The organism is Devosia sp. A449, from assembly GCF_054489375.1.
The window spans coordinates 86,409-106,116 of sequence record NZ_JBTMWU010000004.1 but is presented as its reverse complement, the minus strand read 5'-3'; the positions used below and the strand labels follow the sequence as shown (position 1 = coordinate 106,116).

Sequence of the window (19,708 nt, the reverse complement as noted above, 5' to 3'; positions counted from 1 at the left end):
GAGAGTAAGATGAAAGCTTCAAAGATGGCCGTCGCCATTCTGGCCGGGGCCGCCATGGTCGTCGCCATTTCCGGCGCCGCAATTGCCGATCAGTATGAAACAATCATGCAGTCGGGCAAGCTGCGCGTTGCGACCGATTTCGCCGTGCCGCCCTATGGCATGCTCGACGCCAGCCTGCAGCCGATCGGCCTCGACGTCGAAGTGGCGCGCAAGCTCGCCGCCGACTGGGGTCTGGAACTCGAATTCATCGAGACCGCTGGGTCCTCGCGCATTCCGAACCTACTGACCGACAAGACCGACCTCGTCATCTCGTCGCTCTCGATCACCCCGGACCGCGCCGAAGTCATCGATTTCAGCGCTCCCTATAGCGTGATTTCCTCGGTCATCGGCGGCGCAGCCGACGACAATGTCACCAGCTGGGACGACCTCAAGGGCCGTGCCGTGGCCGTGGCGCGCGGCACGATCAATGACACCGACATCTCTGCCGAAGCCGACAAATACGGCTTCACCGTCACCCGCTACGAAGACGATGCAACCCTGATTACCGCCATCGTCAGCGGTCAGTCGGACCTGATTGGCCATGCCGCGGCAACCCTGCTGCGCGTCAACGAGGCCGGCCCGGCACTTGGCTTTGAGACCAAGTTTGTCACCCGCGCCAGCGGCCTGGGCATCGGCGTGAAGAAGGGCGAGCCCGAGCTGGTCAAGCACCTCAACGAATGGGTCGCTGAAAACCTGGCCAATGGCTCGCTCAACGAGATCACCGAGCGCTATACCGGCCTGCCGCTGCCTGAAGTACTGCCCACCATGGCCAAGAAGTAACACGACGATAGGGGCGGCCTGCATTGCGGGTCGTTCCTGCCCCCTGCGGGCCGCGCGTGGCCGCCGCGCCATCGCATTCAACCCGGATACATCCTTGACCGACCAGAGGGGCGCCGTGATGCCGCCACATGATCTTGACGCATTGTTCGAACCCTTTGCGCTTGGTTCGCTGACCCTGCCGAACCGCCTGGTAATGGCGCCGTTGACGCGCAATCGCGTTGGCGAGGATGGCGTGCCCAATGCGATGCTCGTCGACTATTACGCCCAGCGCGCTACGGCAGGCCTGATCATTGCCGAGGCGACCCAGGTCTGCCCCGAGGGCCAAGGCTATGGCCTCACCCCGGGCATCCATACCCAAGAGCAGATCGCTGGCTGGCGCCAGGTCACCGATGCGGTGCACCAGCGCGGCGGCCGCATTTTCCTGCAGCTTTGGCATGTGGGCCGCGTCTCCAACGTCCTCATCCAGCCCGGCGGCAAGGCCCCCATTGCCCCCTCTGCCATCCGGGCTCAGGCGCGGACCTGGATTGCTGGCGAGTTCCTGCCGACCTCCGAGCCGGTCGCCCTCGATATCGAAGAGATCCCCGGCATCGTGGAAGCCCATGTACAGGGTGCCCGCAACGCTATGACAGCGGGGTTCGACGGCGTCGAACTGCACGGCGCCAACGGCTATCTGATCGACCAGTTCCTGCGCGACGGCTCCAACCAGCGCACCGATGCTTATGGCGGCTCCATCGCCAATCGCGTGCGCTTCATGTGCGAGGTGGTCGACGCAGTGAGCCGCGCCGTCGGCGCCGACAAGGTTGGCATTCGCCTCTCGCCCGTCACGCCTTCGAATGGCGCCTTCGACAGTGATCCCGTACCGCTGTTCTATCATGCAGTGGAAAGCCTCAATCCGTTCAACCTGGCCTATCTGCACGTGATTGAGGGCGAAACGCGGGGCGCTCGCGACTACAATACGGACGTCGACTATGCCAGGCTTCGCCGCTCCTTCCGCGGCACCTATATGGCCAATAACGGCTATACGCAGTCGCTCGCCGCCGAGCGGATTGCCGCCGGTCACACCGACCTTGTGGCGTTCGGCCGTTCCTTCCTTGCCAATCCCGATCTGGTCGAGCGCTTCCGGCTCAGGCTGGAGCTCAACACGCCTGATAATGCCAGCTTCTATGGCGGCGACAGACGGGGCTATACCGACTATCCCGTGGCGGGCGGCTGATCGAAACCGACATCTCGTTGGCGTTATCGGCCCGTTGCGGCCCTGTTTTTGGCTCTTGAACTCTGGAGAATTCCCATGTCAGCACTGGCTAATGGCGCCGGCCCCCATATCCTGCTGCTGCAGGGGCCAAATATGAATTATCTCGGCAAGCGGCAGCCCGAGCTTTACGGCTCGACCACTGCCGCCCAACTCGATGAGATCGTGCGCCAGCATGCAAGCGACACGGGCTATCGCCTCAGCATTTTCTATACCAACAGCGAAGGCGCGGCCCTCGACCGCATTTATGAAGCCGTCGAGAACGAGGGTATGGATGGCCTAGTGATGAACCCGGCATCATGGTCAGTGGGCGCCGGAGCCTCGATCCGCTACTGCATCATGTCAGTCGCCAAGCCCTATGTCGAAGTGCATCTGCGTAACCAGTACGTCATGAAAAACGTCTCGACGCTGGCCGATCTGGCCGTGGGCGTGGTGCAGGGCTTCGGCATCGATTCCTATCTGCTGGGGCTTGATGCCATGTACCGCCACCTGCTGCGCGCCAATTCAAACTAAGTCACAAACACCATGAAAACCGATGCCACCGGACTGTTCGATCTCACCGGCGAAGTCGCGCTGGTTACCGGCGCTGCACAAGGCCTGGGTCTGGGCATGGCGCAAGCGCTCGCGGCGGCCGGGGCCCATGTCATCATCAATGACCAGGACGAAGAGAGAGCTGTGACGGCGGCCAATGAGCTTTGTGCCAATGGCTGGCTCGCCAGTCCCTCGGTATTCGACGTGGCGGATCGCGATGCAACGCAGGCGGCCATCGCGTCCGTCAACCGCACGGTCGGTGACATTGCCATCGTGGTCAACAATGCTGGCTACAACATCCGCAAGCCCTTCGAGGACTACACTCCGGAGGACGCGCGCGCATTGATGGATGTCCATTATTTCGGGGCGATGAACGTCACCCAGGCGGCTCTGCCAGGGATGAAACGATTGGCGTTCGGGCGGATCATCATGATCGGCTCGATCACGACGGATAGTACCCGCGTTCCCATGTCCTGCTATGCTGCCGCCAAAGGGGCGGTGACCGCGCTTACGCGCGCGCTCGCCATGGAACTGGGTCCACTGGGCATCACGACCAATATGATCGCTCCGGGCTATTTCTCGACGCCCATGTCCCGCATCTTCACGCAGGACCCCGAATACTTGGCCTATATCAAGGACCGAACGCCGGTGCGGCGCTGGGGGCAACCAGAAGATCTCGCCTCCACCGTGCTCTATCTAGCATCACCGGCCAGCGACTTCCTCAACGGCCAGGTCATTGCCCTTAACGGCGGCATTCTCCATCAAATCTAGCAGATGGTGCGGCATCGGCGGTCAGTTTGCTGCCTGGCATTGAACCGGACACAAGGTTCAATCGAATTATTGGCGATTGCTTCAGCGCATACCGCCAAAATCGACGTCAAACTCACAGCGGCTTTCTGATCCAACGAGCGATCACCCCAACAATGCCCTCGCGGAACAACAGCACGCCGATCACGAAGATTCCGCCCTGCAGCACAGTGACCCAGGCGCCGAAGCCGGCGAAATAGTTCTGCATGGCGACGATGATGGCGGCGCCCACCAGAGGCCCGAAAATAGTACCCATGCCGCCCAACAGCGTCATCAGCACCACCTCTCCCGACATGGTCCAATAGACATCGGTGAGTGAGGCGAGTTGGAAGACGATGGCCTTGGTGCCACCGGCGAGTCCCGCCAATGCCGCCGATAGCACGAAGGTCGCCAGCTTGTATTGATTGACCTTGTAGCCCAGCGAGATCGAGCGGGGCTCGTTGTCACGAATGGCCTTGAGCACCTGGCCAAAAGGCGAATGGACGATGCGGTAGATCAGCAGCAGCGCCGAAAACACGATGGCCAGCACCACAAAATAGAGCGTCAGGTCGGGCGCCAGGTCGATCAGCCCGAACAACTTGCCGCGCGGCACGGCCTGGATGCCGTCCTCACCGCCGGTGAAGGGGGCCTGCAGCGCGAAGAAGAACACCATCTGGGCAAAAGCCAGCGTCACCATGGCGAAATAGATGCCCTGGCGGCGGATGGCGAGCGCGCCGATCCCCAAGCCCAAAATGGAGGCAGCCACCACGCCCAGCAGGATGGCAACTTCGGGCGTCGCGCCCCACACCTTGGCGGCATGGGCCGTAACATAGCTCGACAGCCCGAAAAACGCCGCGTGGCCGAAGGAGAGCAACCCGCCAAAACCCAGCAGCAAATTGAGCGCGCTGGCGAACAGCGCAAAGCACAGCACCTTCATCAGAAACACTGGATAGAGCACAAAGGGCGCGAACAGCAGCAGCACCAACAGGCCCGCGAAGATCGCGATATGATGGCGCGGCGTGCCGATGGGCAGGGTCGCACTGGCGGTGGGCAAGATAGTGTCGGTGCTCATCAGGCGGTCCTTCCAAACAGGCCGGCAGGCTTGACCAGCAACACCAGAGCCATGATCACAAAAATCACCACGGCCGAGCCCTCGGGATAGAACACGCGGGTCAGGCCTTCGATGATCCCCAGGCCGAAGCCGGTGAGAATTGCCCCCATGATCGAGCCCATGCCACCGATGACCACCACGGCGAACACCACGATGATCAGGTCAGCTCCCATATTAGGATTGACCGAATAGATCGGTGCAGCGAGCACACCCGCCAAAGCGGCCAGCCCGACGCCGAAGCCATAGGTGAGGGTGATCATGCATGGCACATTGATGCCGAAGGCGCCAACCAGAGTGGGGTTTTCGGTGGCAGCGCGCAGATAGGCGCCCAGCCTCGTCTTCTCGATGGCGAACCAGGTTGAAAAACACACGACGACCGAGGCGAACACCACCCAGCCGCGATAGTTCGGCAGGAACATGAAGCCCAGATTGGTGCCGCCCGACAATTCGGCGGGAATGGAATAGGGCAGACCCGACACGCCATACTGATTGCGGAACAACCCCTGGATAATCAGCGCCAAGCCGAAGGTCAGCAGCAGGCCATAGAGGTGATCGAGTCGATAGAGCCGCGAAATCATCAGCCGTTCGATGACCACGCCGCTCGCCCCCACGATCAGCGGCACCAGCAACAGCGCCCACCAATAATTGATGCCGGTATAGGTCAGCAGCATCCAGGCGACGAAGGCGCCCATCATGTACTGCGCCCCATGGGCGAAATTGATGATGTTGAGCAGCCCGAAAATGACCGCCAGACCAAGGCTGAGCAGCGCATAGAACGACCCGTTGATCAGACCCAGCAGCAATTGGCCGAACAGCGCCTGGGGCGTTATGCCCAATAGCTCGAACATCGGAAGATCCTGATTTTGAACGATGGATGGGCGCCGCGGCGAACCGCGACGCCCGAGGAAGAATTATTGCACCAGCGAGCAACCGCCATCAGCCAGGGGCCGGAAGGCGATCTCGGACGGAATGGTCGACAGCAGCTTGTAATAGTCCCACGGGCCCTTGGATTCGGACGGCGCCTTGACCTGGAACAGATACATGTCGTGGATCTTGCGGCCATCGACACGCACTTCGCCCTCGCCGAACAGCGGATCGCTGGTGGGCGTGGCCTTCATGGCGGCCATCAAATCGGCGCTGACCTTGCCGCCGGTGGATTCGACAGCCTTGAGGTAGTGCAGCACGCTGGCATAGACGCCGGCATGGACCATTGAGGGCTTATTGCCCATCTCGGCTTCGAAGCGTGCGGACCAGGCGCGGGTGTCGTCATTGAGGTCCCAGTAAAAGCTTTCGGTCAGCACCAGACCCTGCGCGGTTTCCAGCCCCAGGGCATGCACGTCGGTGATGAAGATCAGCAGACCAGCCAGAGCCTGGCCAGCCTGGGTGATGCCGAATTCGGAAGCCTGCTTGATCGCGTTGACGGTGTCGCCGCCGGCATTGGCCAGCCCGATCACATCAGCGCCCGATGCCTGGGCCTGCAGCAGGAAAGATGAGAAATCGGTGCCGGGGAACGGGTGACGCACCGTACCGACCACTTCGCCACCGCTGGCTTCGACGACCGCCGCCGTATCGCGCTCCAGCGCATGACCAAAGGCATAGTCGGCGGTGAGGAAGAACCAGCGCTTGTAACCCGAATCCACCATGGCCGATCCGGTGCCATGCGCTAGCGCCCAGGTATCATAGGTCCAGTGGATGGTGTTGGGCGAGCACAGCGTCCCAGTCAGATCGGCCGAACCCGCGCCCGAATTGATGAACACCTTATCCTTTTCGCGGGTAATTTCGTGCACGGCGATCGCCGCCGAGGAGGTCGGCACGTCGACAATCAGATCGACCCCATCCTGATCATACCACTGCCGGGCAATATTGGAGGCGATGTCGGGCTTGTTCTGGTGATCCGCCGAAACGATCTCCACGGTGATGCCTTTGCCGGCAGCGTCGAAATCCTCGACCGCCATGCGCGCCGCGACCACCGAGCCTTCACCCGACAGATCGGCATAGACCCCCGAGCGATCATTGAGCACGCCGATCTTGACGGCGGTCTGGGCCAGCGCGGTCCCTGCCAGTAGCAGGCTGGCCGCCGAGGCCAGTATCAGAGTCTTGAGCTTCATTATCGGTTTCCTCCCGGTTGATGCCCTATTGCGGGCATTTGGCTCACACGCCCAGATAGGCGTGCAGTTTTGCGGTATTGGCGGCGAGGTCGGCATTGGGGATCATATCGATCACCCGGCCTTGCTCGACCACGTAGTGCCGATCCGCGACCGAAGCCGCGAAACGGAAATTCTGCTCGACCAGCACAATGGTGAAACCACGCACCTTGAGGTCGGCCAGGGTGCGGCCGATCTGCTGCACGATCACCGGGGCCAGCCCTTCGGTGGGCTCGTCCAGCAACAGGAATTTGGCGCCGGTGCGCAGGATGCGGCCGATGGCCAACATCTGCTGCTCGCCGCCCGAGAGCTTGGTGCCCTGGCTACCCAGCCGTTCCCGTAGATTGGGGAACATGGTCAGCACTTCCTCGCGGCTGAGCCCGCCGGGCCTGACCTGCGGCGGCAGCATGAGGTTTTCCTCGACGCTGAGCGAGGCGAAGATGCCGCGCTCCTCGGGGCAGAAGGCGATGCCGGCGCGAGCGATGGTGCGGGCCGGCTGGGCGATCAGCTCGCGCCCGCCAAAGCATACCGAACCCGTCCGCTTGGGCAGCAAGCCCATGATGGCGCGCAGAGTGCTGGTCTTGCCCGCGCCGTTGCGGCCCAGCAGCGTCACCACCTCGCCCGGCGCGACGTCGAAGGCAACGCCGTGCAGCACATGGCTTTCGTCGTACCAGCCATTGAGATCGCGGACGGCGAGGAGCGGCGCAGCGGCGTTTTGCAGGCTTTCGTCTGGTTGTACCTGAGGCTCAGCCATGTCCGGCTCCGATATAGGCTTCGATCACGCGCGGGTCCTTGGAGACTTCGTCATAGGCGCCCTCGGCCAGCACCTCGCCGCGCGCCAGCACGGTTATGCGGTCGGACAGATCGGCGACAACCGAGAGATTATGTTCGACCATCAGGATGGTGCGATTGGCCGAAATCGTACGGATCAGCGCGGAAATGCGCGCCACGTCCTCCTGCCCCATGCCCGCCATCGGCTCATCGAGCAGCAGCATTTCGGGTTCGAGCGCTAGCGTCGTGGCGATCTCGAGCGCGCGCTTGCGGCCATAGGAGAGGTCGGCGGCCATCGTGTGCAGAAAAGCGGTTAGACCGACCTCGTCCACCCGGCGCGCAGCCTCCGCGTCGAAGCTGGAGAGCACTTTCTGCGGCCGCCAGAAATCGAAGCTGTCGCCTCGCCGTCGCTGCAGGGCGATGCGGACGTTTTCCAGTACGCTCAGGCGGGGAAACACCGCCGAAATCTGGAAGGAGCGGACCACGCCGAGCCGGGCGATGTCGGCCGCCGCCATAGCGGTAATGTCGCGGCCATTAAAATGGATGCTGCCGGAACTCGGCTGCAGGAATTTGGTGAGCAGATTGAAGCATGTGGTCTTGCCCGCCCCATTGGGACCGATCAGGGCGTGGATCGAACCGCGCCGTACGTCGAGGTCGACCCCGTTGACGGCAACGAAGCCGGCAAAGCGCCTGGTCAGCTGGCGGGCCGACAGGATGATGTCGTCGGCACTGGTTGCGACAGTGGAACTCATTTGGCGGTCCAGCCTCCATCGATGGAAATGGCCGAACCGGTAATGGAGCGTGCCATGTCGCGGCAGAGATAGGCGGCCAGTTCGGCGATCTCCTCGGGTTGCACGAACTGGCGGGTTGGCTGGGGGGCCAGCAGCACCTGACGCACGACTTCTGCCTCGCTCAGGCCATGCAGCTTGGCCTGATCCCTCACCTGCGCCGCGACCAGCGGTGTCCAGACATAGCCTGGACAGATAGCATTGGCCGTGATGCCTTTTTCGGCCACTTCGAGCGCCACGGTCTTGGTGAGGCCGATCACACCATGCTTGGTCGCCACATAGGCCGATTTGAACGGCGAGGCTCGCAACCCGTGAGCCGAGGCGATGTTGATGATGCGCCCCCAGGCCTTGCCGACCATGGCCGGCAGGGCGGCGCGAATGGTGTGAAACGCCGAATCCAGGCTCACCGCGATGATCCGGTCCCAGTCGGCGGGCGGCAGATCCTCAATGGGTGCAACCTTCTGGATGCCGGCATTGTTGACCAGCACGTCCAGCCCGCCGAATTCGGCCTGCACCGCCTTGACCAAGCCGTAGCCTGCCTCGCCATCGGCCAGATCAGCGCCGAAATAGCGGATGCGCCCACTGGCGCCGGCGCTGACCTGCTCCAGAACCGGGCCGATATTGGCCTCTTGTTCGATGCCGCTGAGGGCCACGTCATAGCCGATGGCTGCGAATTTTTGCGCGATCGAGAGGCCGATGCCACTCGTCGAGCCGGTCACCAGCGCAATGCGCTTTGGATCGGTCACGTCTGCTCCACCCTGTTGCGGACCTGTGCCGGTCCGGTCTTGTTGGGGGTTACATTGCAGGTTCCGTGCCAAGCCCGGATTTGCTGGAGTTGCGCATCACGGCACGGCAGAAAGTGTTCGGGTTACCGGACATATCCGCGCAATCGTCCGGAAATCCGCACATTTATGTCTCGATGCGGTAACGCTTGAGCTTTTCGTAGAACTGGGTGCGCGATACGCCCAGCCGCTCGGCGGCGACGCCCTTGTTGCCCTTGCTAGCGGCCAAGGCCGCCTCGATGGCCTGTCGTTCGGCCTGGGCCAGGGTGGTGGCCAGATCGGCGCCATTGGCGGCAACGGCGGAGACGCCCTGCGCTTCGAGCGGCAGTGAGCGCCGGATCAGGGCGAAATCGAGCACATCGCTCGACGCCAGCGCCGCCGCGCGTTCCAGCACATTGCGCAATTCGCGCACATTGCCCGGCCAGTCGTGCTGTTCCAGCAGGCGCACCGCTTCCGGCACCAGCACCCAGCCGCGCTGGCCGGCCGGGCGCGACGTCTGTTCCAGCAAGGCTTCGCAGATCGGCCCGATATCCTCGCGCCGCTGACGTAAAGGCGGCACATCGACGGTCAGCACGGCAACGCGATAATACAGGTCAGCGCGGAAGCTGCGGTCGGCAAGCTTTGCCCGCAAGTCCTGCGAGGTCGCGGCGATGATACGCACATCGACCTTCTTGACCGTATTGGAGCCCAGCGCTTCGAACTCTCCTTCCTGCAGCACGCGTAGCAGCTTGGCCTGCAAGGCCAGGGGCATGTCGCCAATTTCATCGAGAAACAGCGTGCCGCCATGGGCCAGCTCGAACTTGCCCTTGCGCGGCGTGCGCTCGGCCCCGGTATAGGCGCCGGGAGCCACTCCGAAGAACTCGGCTTCCAGTAGCGCCTCGGGCACTGCCGCGACGTTGACGGCAACGAAGGGGCCATCTGCCCGGTCAGAATGTTGGTGGATGGCATGGGCCAGCAATTCCTTGCCGGTGCCGGTCTCCCCCTGGATCAGCGCCGCCCCATCGCGCAGCGCGAAACGGCGAACCACCGCCTTGAGGTCGCGTACCATCTCGCTGGTGCCGACAAAGCTCGACAGCGAATATTTGGTCAGCCGCTCGCGGGTGAGGGCCGCCTGGGCGCGGGTGAGCTGTTTTTGCAGCGTCTCGAATTTTTCCAGAATCGGCGTGAGGTAATCGACATTGTCGTAGAACACGAAGCCCGCCGCGCCCCGTACTACCCCCGCCCCGCCCTTGAGCGGAATGCGGCAGACAACGAACTGGCGGTCATCGAATCGCATGATGTCGAGCAGGATCGGCTGGCCGGTTTCGACGACCCGACCCAACCGGGAATGGGGAATGACCTGCTCGACGGGCAGTCCGAGCACGTCCCAGGCCGGATCGAGCTTGAGCAATTGGCGATAGCGCTCATCGATCCAGGTGATGCGCGATTCCGCATCGACCATGATAGCGCCGTGAAAATATTCGCGCAGCAGCCGCAAGGCATCCGCCGCCTGCTCTGGCGAGCCCGTCCGGGGCATGGGATTGTTGTCGATCACCTCGTCCATGGGGCAGCTTTCATCCGGGCATCGAACTGAGATGGGACAGCAGTTCGGCCACGTTATGCGCATTGTATTTCTTGAGCAGCCGCGCGCGATAGGATTCCACTGTACGCGGCGAAATTTCCAGCCGCCGCGCGATTTCCTTGGAGGTTCGCCCCTCCCCCAGATGCATGACGATCTGCCGCTCCCGCGCCGACAGGCTCGCTACCTGCCGGATTTCGGACAGATCGGCAAAGCTCCACACCGCCCGGCGTAGCGGATCATCGTCGCGGGTCAGCGAATGGCCACGCACCCGGCACCAGAACAACCCACCCCCGACTCGCGCCATGATACGCTCGTCCGAATAGCGGTTGTCCCGCCGCAGCGGCTCGACCCCAACATCGCGGATGCGCACAAATTCCTCCTGGCTCGGGTAGAGCAGCGCGAAGGATTGATCGATCAAAGCATCGCGTTCATAGCCGAACATGGCGGCAAAGGCCGGGTTGCAGGTTCTGATCACGCGGTTTTCCGTCACCACCAGGCCGATGGGCGCATATTCGAAGGCCAGTTCTGAAAGCTCTGCCATGGCGGTCATGTGGTGTGTTTCTACGGTATTGCCGGACTTCGGGACGTAGCTTGATAATAGCGACATCGTCATACCATGCCAGAGGAGACCCGATACAAGGGTTGGCAGGATCGCGACCGGGTTCAGGGAGAAACCAGATCATGAAGAAACTTATGGCCGCTCTTGCGGCAGTGACGGCGCTGACCGCCCCGATGGCGGTTCATGCCCAGGACGACGCGGTTCGCATCGCACTGCTGCATGGCCTGTCGGGCAGCCCGCTCGAAGCCTATTCCAAGCAGACCCACGCCGGTTTCCAACTGGGGCTGGAATACGCCACTGGCGGCACCATGGAGATCAAGGGCAAGCCGATCGAGCTGATCATCAAGGATACCCAGTTCAAGCCTGACATCGCCCGCGCTTTGCTGGCCGAAGCCTATGGCGACGACGACGCGCTGATCGCGGTGGGCGACACCTCCTCGGGCGTGGCGCTGGCCATGCTGCCGATTGCCGAGGAGTATGAGCGCATCCTGCTGGTCGAGCCGGCCGTTGCCGACAGCCTGACCGGCCCCGACGCCAACCGCTTCGTGTTCAAGACCTCGCGCAATTCCTCCATGGACATGCAGGCTCAGGCCCTCGCTCTGGCGCCCGACGAAAATCTCTATGTCGCCACGCTGGCGCAGGACTACGCTTTCGGGCGCGACGGGATCGCCGCCTTCAAGGGTACGCTTGAGGGCACGGGTGCCCATATCGTGGCCGAAGAATATGTGCCGCAGCAGACCACCGATTTCACCGCCACCATCGAACGCCTGTTCGGTGCGCTGCGGGACCAGCCGGGCCGCAAGGTCATCTTCATGAACGTCGCCGGCATCGACGCCATGACCCCGCTGGCCGCCGCCGACCCGGGCCGCTACGGGATCGAGCTGTCGAGCGGCGGCAATATCCTGCCGGCGCTGGTCGCCTACAAGCAGGTGCCCGGCATGGAAGGCGCCATGTATTACTACTACGAGGCGCCCGACAATCCAGTGAATGACTGGCTGGTCGAAGAGCATTTCAAGCGCTTCAGTTCGCCGCCTGATTTCTTCACTGCTGGCGGCATGGCCTCGGCCATGGCCATCGTCAAGGCGCTGAAAACCGCAGAAACCTGGGACACCGAAACCCTGATCTCCACCATGGAGGGCATGAGCTTCGACACGCCCAAGGGCGAGATGACCTTCCGGCCCGAGGATCATCAGGCGCTCCAGGCGATGTATCACTTCAAGATCCGCGTCGATGAGGGCGTCGATTGGGCCATCCCCGAGCTGGTCCGCGTCATCGCAGCCGATGAAATGGACATTCCCGTCGGCCGCAATAACCAGCAATAATCGGCTGTTCAGACCCGTGCGCCGCGACTTCGGTCGCGGCTCACGGCAGGGGAAATCCATTGACCACCACACCCTCCATCCGCACCGAAAACCTCACCATCCGTTTCGGCGGCCATGCGGCGGTCAACGGCGTCACATGTGCCTTTCATCCAGGCGAACTGACCGTCATCGTCGGCCCGAACGGTGCCGGCAAGACCACCTGGTTTAATCTGGTGTCGGGACAGCTCCGGCCCACCGAGGGTCGCATCTATCTCGGCGAGCGCGACATCACCGCGCTTGCCCCCTCGTCCCGCGCCAAGGCCGGCATCGGCCGCGCCTTCCAGCTCACCAATCTTTTTCCCAAGCTTTCGGTGCTGGAAAATGTGCGGCTCGCCGTACAAGCCAGACAGGGCCAGGGTCCGCGCATCTTCACCAGCGCCCGCTCGCTGACCGGACTGACCGACAAGGCCATGGCCTATCTCGAAGACACCAATCTGGCCTCGGTCGCCCATCTGCCAGCCGCCGCCCTGCCCCATGGCGATCAGCGCAAGCTGGAAGTTGCCCTTTTGCTGGCGATGGAGCCGGCCATCTTCATGTTCGATGAGCCCACGGCCGGCATGTCGGTCGATGAAGCGCTGGTCATTCTCGACCTGATTGCGCGCATCAAGCAGGACCGTTCGCGCACCATTCTTCTGGTTGAGCACAAGATGGACGTGGTGCGCGCGCTGGCCGACCGGATCGTGGTGCTGCACAATGGCGAACTGGTTGCCGATGGCGTGCCCGCCGAGGTCATGGCGCTCGAACTGGTGCGCAACATCTATCTGGGCACCGGGGTAGCGGCATGAGCGACGCCATTCTCCGCCTCGATGAGGTGCATACCGATATCGGCCAATACCAGATCCTGCACGGCGTCACCCTCGACGTGCCCGAAGGGGGCGTCCATGTCGTGCTGGGCCGCAATGGCGCGGGCAAGACCACGACATTGCGCACCATAATGGGGCTGTGGCGGGCGCGGCAGGGCAGCATTACCCTGCGTGACCGCGACATCACCCGCATGCATATTTCCGACATCGCCCGGCTCGGCGTCGCCTTCGTACCCGAGGATATGGGCATTTTCGGCGGGCTGACCGTGGCCGAGAACATGGCGCTGGCCAGCGCCACCGGCAGTTTCGACAAGGCGCGTCTTGACCGCGTCTACGAGATTTTCCCAGCCATGGAGACATTCTGGACCCGGCAGGCCCATGCCCTTTCCGGCGGACAGAAGCAAATGCTGGCAATTTCGCGCGCCATCATCGAGCGCCGCGACCTGATCCTGATCGACGAGCCGACCAAGGGGCTGGCCCCCGCCATCATCGGCAACATGATCGCCGCCTTCCGCGAGATCGCCCAGGAAACCACCATCCTGCTGGTGGAGCAGAATTTCCATTTCGCCAGCGCGCTCGGGCAGACCGTCGCGGTGATCGATGATGGCCGGATCGTGCATCGCGGCAGCATGGCCGATCTGGCCGCCGATACCAATCTGCAGAGCCGGTTTCTCGGCCTGTCACTCGCTGACTAGGGGCACAACCGATGAATTCGACCACTGCCAAAATATCGGCCACCATCGACCGCTTCGGCGGCGTCATGCTGCTGCCGGTGGCAATGGCGCTGATCGCCTTCGTGCTGATCGGCCGCCCCTCCACCTGGGTAACGCTGACCGTGGCGGGGCTGGCCATGGGCATGATGATCTTTCTGATGGCCTCGGGCATGTCGCTGATCTTCGGGCTGATGGACGTGCTCAATTTCGGCCATGCGGGCTTCATCACCGCTGGCGCTTTCATCGGCGCCACCGTGCTGGCGTGGCTCGGCTTCTGGATCAGCGGCACCAATCCGGTGCTCAACATTGCCGGTCTCCTGCTGGCCATCGCCGTGGCCACCATCGTCGGGGCGCTGGCCGGACTGTTCTTCGAGCGCGTGATTGTGCGCCCGGTCTATAAGGACCATCTGCGCCAGATTCTGATCACGGTGGGCGCGCTGATCGTCGCCGAGGAACTGATCCTGCTGATCTGGGGCGGCGCGCCCATTCCGGTGCCGCGCCCGCAGGCGCTGACCGGCTCGCTGGTCATCGGCGACATTTCCATTGAAACCTACCGCATCTTCGCATTCCTCATGGGGCTGGCGGTCTATATCGCCATGCATCTGGTGCTCAACCGGACGCGGCTGGGCCTGCTGATCCGGGCCGGGGTGGAAAACCGCGAAATGGTCGAGGCGCTGGGCTTTCGCGTCGACCGGCTGTTCATCGCCGTGTTCATGGCGGGCTCGGCGCTGGCCGCCATGGGCGGGGCGATGTGGGCAGGCTATCAGGGCTTGATCACCGCCGCCCTCGGCTCGGAAATGACGATCCTGGTGTTCATCGTCGTGATCATTGGCGGGCTAGGCTCGATTCAGGGGTCGCTATTGGGCGCGATCATGGTGGGGCTGATGGCCAATTATGTCGCATTCCTCTTTCCCAAGATGGCGCTGGCCTCCAACATGCTGCTGATGATGGCCATCCTGCTCTGGCGGCCCTATGGGCTGATGCCCGCGGTCAAGAGGTAAGCACCATGACCGTCATGACAAGCCGCGCTATCGGCCCCGGCCACATTGCCGTCTATGCGCTTGCCGGCGCCATCGGGCTGGCCCTGGCCTTTGCGCCATTCCTGTTTCCCGATGTGCGGGCGCTCGAAGTGGCAGCGCGCATCTGCGTCTTCATCGTGCTGGTGGCCAGCTATGATCTGCTGATCGGCTATACCGGCATCGTTTCCTTCGCCCACACCATGTTTTTCGGGCTGGGCGCCTATGGCACCGCCATCGCGCTCAAAACCATGGGACCGGGGCTTGAATCCATCCTTGTCGGCGGCGGTCTCGGCGTCATCGCCGCGCTGGTGCTGGCCGTGCTGATCGGGTTGCTGTCGCTGCGGGTCAAGGCGATCTTTTTCGCCATGGTGACGCTCGCGGCCGCTTCGGTGATGATGGTGCTGGCCAGCCAGCTTTCTGATTTCACCGGAGGCGAAGACGGCATCACCTACCAGATTCCACGCTTCTTCCTTCCCGCGCAGGTGCTGCTCGCCGATGAAGAGGGCAAGGCGCTGCGCCTGTTCGGCGTGGCGCTGAACGGGCGGCTGGCGCTGTATTATTTCGTCTTTTTCGCCGCGCTGGCGCTGTTCGTCGCCATGGCGCGCATCGTCGCCTCCCCGCTCGGTTCGGTGCTCGAAGCCATTCGCGAAAACGAGATGCGCGCCGAGGCCATCGGCTACCGCGTCGTGGGCTATCGCACGGCCGTGTTCTGCATCGCCGCCATCATCGCTGCGCTGGCCGGCGTGCTGCGCGCGGTCTGGCTCAAATATACCGGGCCGGAGGTGGTGTTGTCCTTCGACATCATGATCGACATCCTGCTCATGGTGGTGATCGGCGGCATGGGCACGCTCTACGGCGCCATCATCGGCGTGGTGCTGATGACGCTGGCCCAATTTTACCTCAAGGATCTGATGGCTGCGGGCGCCGAGGCGACCGCCGGCCTGCCACTGGTGCCCGACCTGCTAAATCCCGACCGCTGGCTGCTCTGGCTGGGCTTGTGCTTCATCCTTCTGGTCTATTTCTTTCCGTCCGGTATTGCCGGAACGCTGATGGGGAAAGGCACGCGCAAATGAAGCAGCCCCGCTCCGCCTATCTCAACGCTGCCGGCCATGAACTGCACGTCACCGAATGGGGCGATCCGGCCAGCCCTCCGCTCGTCATGTGGCATGGCCTCGCCCGCACCGGGCGCGACTTCGACGAGGCGGCCGAGGCGTTGTCGGACAGCTATTTCGTGCTCTGCCCCGACATGCTGGGGCGGGGGCTATCAGCTTGGCTGCCGCCCGGCGCCGGGGCCTATGACATGCCCACCTATGCCGCGACCGCCGTGGCCTTACTCGATCAGTATCGCATCGAGCATACCCGCTGGGTCGGCACCTCGATGGGCGGCCTGATCGGCATGATGCTGGCCGGCGGCGCGCTGCGCGACCGCATCACCCACCTGCTGATCAACGATGTCGGTCCTGAATTGCCCAAAGCCGGGGCGCAGCGGATTGCCGACTATGTCGGTAATCCCCCGATATTCGACACGATCGGGGAACTCGAAACCTGGCTACGCAACAATTACGTGCCCTTCGGACTCAATAGCCCGGCCTTCTGGCGACGCATGGCCGACACCTCCGCCCGCCGCACCGATGCAGGCCGCATCACCGTGCATTACGATCCGGCTATCGCCACCTTGCTGGGCCAAGAGGCCGGCCCCATCGATATCTGGCCGGCCTATGAAGCCATTGCCGCCAAAACGCTGCTCATGCGCGGCGAACATTCCGATGTGCTGCCCGCTGAAATCGCCGAGGCCATGCAGCGGCGCGGTCCCCAGCCTGGTCTTGCCACCATCGGAGGGTGCGGGCATGCCCCAACGCTGGCCGATGCGGCCCAGATCGCCATCCTTCGAGATTTTCTGCTGCTCTAGCGCAGCTGCGTGCCGACGACATTGCGGCGTCCATACGGGTGCTGCGGCTAACACGGTCTTGGTGACTGTGCCGGGTTGATCTATACTGCTCTGCGATGACCCGACGATCCGGGATCTGATTTCGGTCGCGAGGCCAGTCAGGGAGGTCGTGAGATGGTTCGGACTGCAATTGCAATTGCTGCCCTCATGGTGAGTGCCGGAGGGGCGTTGGCCCAGGGCGACGTGGCGCTGGGCGAGCAGGTGTTCGATGACCGATGCGCCGGTTGCCATGCGATGGGTGAAGGCGCCAAGAGCGGCCCTGAGCTAAAAAACCTGATCGGCCGGCCCGCAGCGTCGCTCGAGGGGTTCGAGTATTCGGACGCAATGGTTGAGGCCGGCCAGGGTGGGTTGGTCTGGAATATCGAGACGCTCAGCAAGTTCATCACAAAGCCGCGCAGTGTGGTCAATGGCTCGAACATGTCTTTCACGGGGCTGCGCAACCCCGACGATGTTGCCAACGTCATCGCCTATCTCGCCACCTTCTCCCCGCCGCCGGCCCAATAGCCGCTGCCGCTGCAGCAGCAATGAATGCCGCTTTTGGGCCTCGCCGGATCGGTGCCGAACGTCTGAGATGGGTCGAAATCCCACTGCCGCTCCCCAAAAGCCACCTGTCCGAAACCAGCCTCGGAGCGGACGACAACCGAGGCGGGGCGCTATCGTGGGTTCGGAATTCTCTGCTTCCGGACCTCAATGCGGCGCAACATGAAACGTCAATAGCGTCGGAAAACGCAAAAGCCGATACTCGACTGATTTAGTCGACATAGTGTCGAATGATCTCGCGCTGCACATCGGGTGCCGCAAATAGCGAGATGTCGAGATGAGTGACACACCACGCAAGATACGCCTTGGCGCCTTCATCATGGCGACCGGCCACCATATCGCCGCCTGGCGTCACCCCGACGCCGATGCCGACGCGGGGCACAGCATCGATCATTACCGTGGCCTGGCCCAAACCGCTGAACGCGGCCTGTTCGATCTGGTGTTCGTGGCAGACAGTCCCGGCGGCTGGGACGGTGATCGCACTGCCGAAATCCGCAGCCGTGTCAGCCACTCGGCCCATTTCGAACCGGTGACATTGTGGTCGGCGCTGTCGCAGGTCACCAGCAATATCGGCTTCGTCGCCACCGCCTCGACCACTTACGAAGACCCGTACCTGTTGGCGCGCAAATTTGCTTCGCTCGATCACATCAGCAAGGGAAGGGCGGCGTGGAACGTCGTCACCACTGGCGCCGATGTGTCGCGCAATTTCTCTATTGCCGGCCATCCCGCCCACGCCAACCGCTATGAGCGGGCCGAGGAAGTGGTCGATCTGGTGCTGGACCTTTGGGACAGCTACGAGGACGATGCGCTGATCGTCGACAAGCAAACCGGGATTTTTCTCGACCCGGCCAAGGTCCACAAGGTCAACCACCATGGCCAGTTCTTCGACGTGGCCGGCCCGCTCAATGTCGCCCGCTCGCCGCAGGGCCGCCCGGTCGTGGTGCAGGCCGGCGCCTCCGAAGCTGGCCGCGCTCTGGCCGCTCGCACCGCCGAGGTGATCTTCACCGCCAACCAGACGCTAGCCGATGGCCAGGAATTCTATAGCGACGTCAAAACCCGTCTCGGCAAATATGGCCGCCGGCCCGAGCAGCTGCTGATCATGCCCGGCCTGTTCCCGGTGCTGGGCAGCACCGAGGCCGAGGCCAAGGCCAATTACGACGAGATCCAGTCGCTGGTTCATCCGTCAATCGCCTGGGGCATCCTGCAGCAATATTATGCCGGGGTCGATCTGTCGGGCTATTCGCTGGACGATGTGGCCCCGCCTTTGCCCACCGATACCGAGCTCAACAAGAGCCGCCTCAAGCTGGTGTCCGATCTGGCCCGCACCGGGCTGACGCTGCGCCAGCTGTATCTGTCGCTGGCGACGGCGCGCGGCCATCGCACCTTTGTCGGCACCCCCGAGCAGGTCGCCGACGCCCTGCAGGACTGGTTCGACAATGGCGCTGCCGATGGCTTCAACATCATGCCGCCCGTGCTGCCCACCGGCCTGACCGATTTCGTCGATCAGGTGGTGCCGATCCTGCAGAAGCGCGGCCTCTATCGCACCGAATATGAAGGCACCACCTTGCGCGAGAATCTCGGGCTGGCGCGCCCGATCAATCGCTTTGTCGCCCGCAACAATCAGCAACGGCGGAGCGCTTCATGAGCCAGCTGCATATCGTCGGCTTTGCCGGCAGCTCATCGGCCCCATCGCGCACCCGCAGCTTGGTCGAAACCATTGTCGGCGCCGCCGCCCACCGCACCGGCGCGCGCAGCAGTATTTATGATCTGGTCGATATCCATCCCTCGCTGGGGGCGACGCTCGACCCAAGGCACGCGCCCGCCGATCTGGTCGCGCTGATCGAAACCATCACCAATGCCGACGCTTTGGTGGTTGGCTCGCCGGTCTACAAGGGCACCTATACCGGCCTGTTCAAGCATTTGTTCGATCTGATCGATCCCAAGGCGCTCAAAGACAAGCCGATCGTTTTGACTGCCACCGGCGGCAGCGAACGCCATGCCCTCGTGGTCGATCACGGCCTGCGGCCGCTGTTCGCCTTTTTCTCGGCCGACACGCTGTCGACCGGCATCTACGCCACCGAGACCGATTTCGCCGACTACCAACCGCACAGCGTCGCCCTCAAGGCGCGGATCAGCCGCGTGGTCGATGAACTGGGCTTGCGGCTGAACGCCTCCCGCAACGCCGATTTTTTGGCGCGCAGCGCCTGATCCATTCACCGGAGA

21 protein-coding genes are annotated in these 19,708 nt (G+C 63.0%); 13 read left to right on the top strand and 8 right to left on the bottom strand.

Features of this window, described 5'->3' with window-relative positions; genetic code table 11:
- Positions 1–9 precede the first annotated feature (9 nt).
- From ACX3OW_RS12960 to ACX3OW_RS12945, 4 genes are all read left to right on the top strand, one after another.
- Positions 10–819, top strand: coding sequence for a transporter substrate-binding domain-containing protein (locus ACX3OW_RS12960; protein ID WP_459096200.1), 810 nt, complete (start codon positions 10–12; stop codon positions 817–819).
- Positions 820–937: 118 nt separating this feature from the next.
- Positions 938–2,032 carry an alkene reductase gene (locus tag ACX3OW_RS12955; RefSeq protein WP_459096425.1) on the top strand — a complete coding sequence of 365 codons (1,095 nt, stop codon included), beginning with the start codon at positions 938–940 and terminating at the stop codon, positions 2,030–2,032.
- A gap of 75 nt (positions 2,033–2,107) precedes the next feature.
- Complete coding sequence (locus tag ACX3OW_RS12950) at positions 2,108–2,581, top strand: type II 3-dehydroquinate dehydratase (protein ID WP_459096199.1); 474 nt, start codon at positions 2,108–2,110, stop codon at positions 2,579–2,581.
- Positions 2,582–2,593: 12 nt separating this feature from the next.
- Positions 2,594–3,370 carry an SDR family NAD(P)-dependent oxidoreductase gene (locus tag ACX3OW_RS12945; RefSeq protein ID WP_459096198.1) on the top strand — a complete coding sequence of 259 codons (777 nt, stop codon included), beginning with the start codon at positions 2,594–2,596 and terminating at the stop codon, positions 3,368–3,370.
- Between the two features lie 112 nt (positions 3,371–3,482).
- On the opposite strand, the gene ACX3OW_RS12940 is transcribed toward ACX3OW_RS12945, so the two are convergent.
- The 8 genes from ACX3OW_RS12940 to ACX3OW_RS12905 all read right to left on the bottom strand — a co-directional run bounded on the left by ACX3OW_RS12940 (position 3,483) and on the right by ACX3OW_RS12905 (position 11,092).
- Complete coding sequence (locus tag ACX3OW_RS12940; RefSeq protein WP_459096197.1) at positions 3,483–4,457, bottom strand: branched-chain amino acid ABC transporter permease; 975 nt, start codon at positions 4,455–4,457, stop codon at positions 3,483–3,485.
- A complete protein-coding gene (locus tag ACX3OW_RS12935; RefSeq protein ID WP_459096196.1) occupies positions 4,457–5,344 on the bottom strand; it encodes a branched-chain amino acid ABC transporter permease in 888 nt (295 codons plus the stop codon). Before ACX3OW_RS12935 ends, ACX3OW_RS12940 begins: the two co-directional genes overlap by 1 nt.
- A 63-nt stretch (positions 5,345–5,407) precedes the next feature.
- Positions 5,408–6,604 carry an ABC transporter substrate-binding protein gene (locus ACX3OW_RS12930; protein ID WP_459096195.1) on the bottom strand — a complete coding sequence of 399 codons (1,197 nt, stop codon included), beginning with the start codon at positions 6,602–6,604 and terminating at the stop codon, positions 5,408–5,410.
- 43 nt (positions 6,605–6,647) lie between these two features.
- Positions 6,648–7,394 carry an ABC transporter ATP-binding protein gene (locus ACX3OW_RS12925; RefSeq protein WP_459096194.1) on the bottom strand — a complete coding sequence of 249 codons (747 nt, stop codon included), beginning with the start codon at positions 7,392–7,394 and terminating at the stop codon, positions 6,648–6,650.
- Entirely contained in the window at positions 7,387–8,163 is a 777-nt protein-coding gene (locus ACX3OW_RS12920) for an ABC transporter ATP-binding protein (RefSeq protein WP_459096193.1), read from the bottom strand. Before ACX3OW_RS12920 ends, ACX3OW_RS12925 begins: the two co-directional genes overlap by 8 nt.
- A complete protein-coding gene (locus ACX3OW_RS12915) occupies positions 8,160–8,945 on the bottom strand; it encodes a 3-hydroxybutyrate dehydrogenase (protein ID WP_459096192.1) in 786 nt (261 codons plus the stop codon). The genes ACX3OW_RS12920 and ACX3OW_RS12915 overlap by 4 nt, the downstream gene beginning before the upstream one ends.
- 163 nt (positions 8,946–9,108) lie before the next feature.
- Positions 9,109–10,524, bottom strand: coding sequence for a sigma-54 interaction domain-containing protein (locus ACX3OW_RS12910; RefSeq protein ID WP_459096191.1), 1,416 nt, complete (start codon positions 10,522–10,524; stop codon positions 9,109–9,111).
- Positions 10,525–10,534: 10 nt separating this feature from the next.
- A complete protein-coding gene (locus tag ACX3OW_RS12905; protein WP_459096190.1) occupies positions 10,535–11,092 on the bottom strand; it encodes a LuxR C-terminal-related transcriptional regulator in 558 nt (185 codons plus the stop codon).
- Between the two features lie 131 nt (positions 11,093–11,223).
- Between ACX3OW_RS12905 and ACX3OW_RS12900 the strand changes: the two genes are divergently transcribed.
- The 9 genes from ACX3OW_RS12900 to msuE all read left to right on the top strand — a co-directional run bounded on the left by ACX3OW_RS12900 (position 11,224) and on the right by msuE (position 19,693).
- Positions 11,224–12,423 (top strand): substrate-binding domain-containing protein, encoded by a 1,200-nt coding sequence (locus ACX3OW_RS12900; protein ID WP_459096189.1) that lies wholly within the window; start codon positions 11,224–11,226, stop codon positions 12,421–12,423.
- Between the two features lie 59 nt (positions 12,424–12,482).
- The gene (locus ACX3OW_RS12895) at positions 12,483–13,247 is read left to right on the top strand and encodes an ABC transporter ATP-binding protein (protein WP_459096188.1); all 765 of its coding nucleotides are present in this window, start codon (positions 12,483–12,485) and stop codon (positions 13,245–13,247) included.
- The gene (locus ACX3OW_RS12890; RefSeq protein ID WP_459096187.1) at positions 13,244–13,960 is read left to right on the top strand and encodes an ABC transporter ATP-binding protein; all 717 of its coding nucleotides are present in this window, start codon (positions 13,244–13,246) and stop codon (positions 13,958–13,960) included. Before ACX3OW_RS12895 ends, ACX3OW_RS12890 begins: the two co-directional genes overlap by 4 nt.
- A gap of 11 nt (positions 13,961–13,971) precedes the next feature.
- Positions 13,972–14,979: a branched-chain amino acid ABC transporter permease gene (locus ACX3OW_RS12885; RefSeq protein ID WP_459096186.1), complete on the top strand. Its 1,008-nt coding sequence runs from the start codon at positions 13,972–13,974 to the stop codon at positions 14,977–14,979.
- 14 nt (positions 14,980–14,993) lie between these two features.
- Complete coding sequence (locus tag ACX3OW_RS12880; protein ID WP_459096424.1) at positions 14,994–16,070, top strand: branched-chain amino acid ABC transporter permease; 1,077 nt, start codon at positions 14,994–14,996, stop codon at positions 16,068–16,070.
- Positions 16,067–16,906, top strand: coding sequence for an alpha/beta fold hydrolase (locus ACX3OW_RS12875; protein ID WP_459096185.1), 840 nt, complete (start codon positions 16,067–16,069; stop codon positions 16,904–16,906). Before ACX3OW_RS12880 ends, ACX3OW_RS12875 begins: the two co-directional genes overlap by 4 nt.
- A 207-nt stretch (positions 16,907–17,113) precedes the next feature.
- Positions 17,114–17,449, top strand: a complete 336-nt coding sequence (locus ACX3OW_RS12870; protein WP_459096184.1) for a c-type cytochrome — start codon at positions 17,114–17,116, stop codon at positions 17,447–17,449.
- A gap of 313 nt (positions 17,450–17,762) precedes the next feature.
- Complete coding sequence (locus ACX3OW_RS12865) at positions 17,763–19,130, top strand: LLM class flavin-dependent oxidoreductase (protein WP_459096183.1); 1,368 nt, start codon at positions 17,763–17,765, stop codon at positions 19,128–19,130.
- Positions 19,127–19,693 carry an FMN reductase gene (gene msuE / locus ACX3OW_RS12860; protein WP_459096182.1) on the top strand — a complete coding sequence of 189 codons (567 nt, stop codon included), beginning with the start codon at positions 19,127–19,129 and terminating at the stop codon, positions 19,691–19,693. The genes ACX3OW_RS12865 and msuE overlap by 4 nt, the downstream gene beginning before the upstream one ends.
- Positions 19,694–19,708 lie beyond the last annotated feature (15 nt).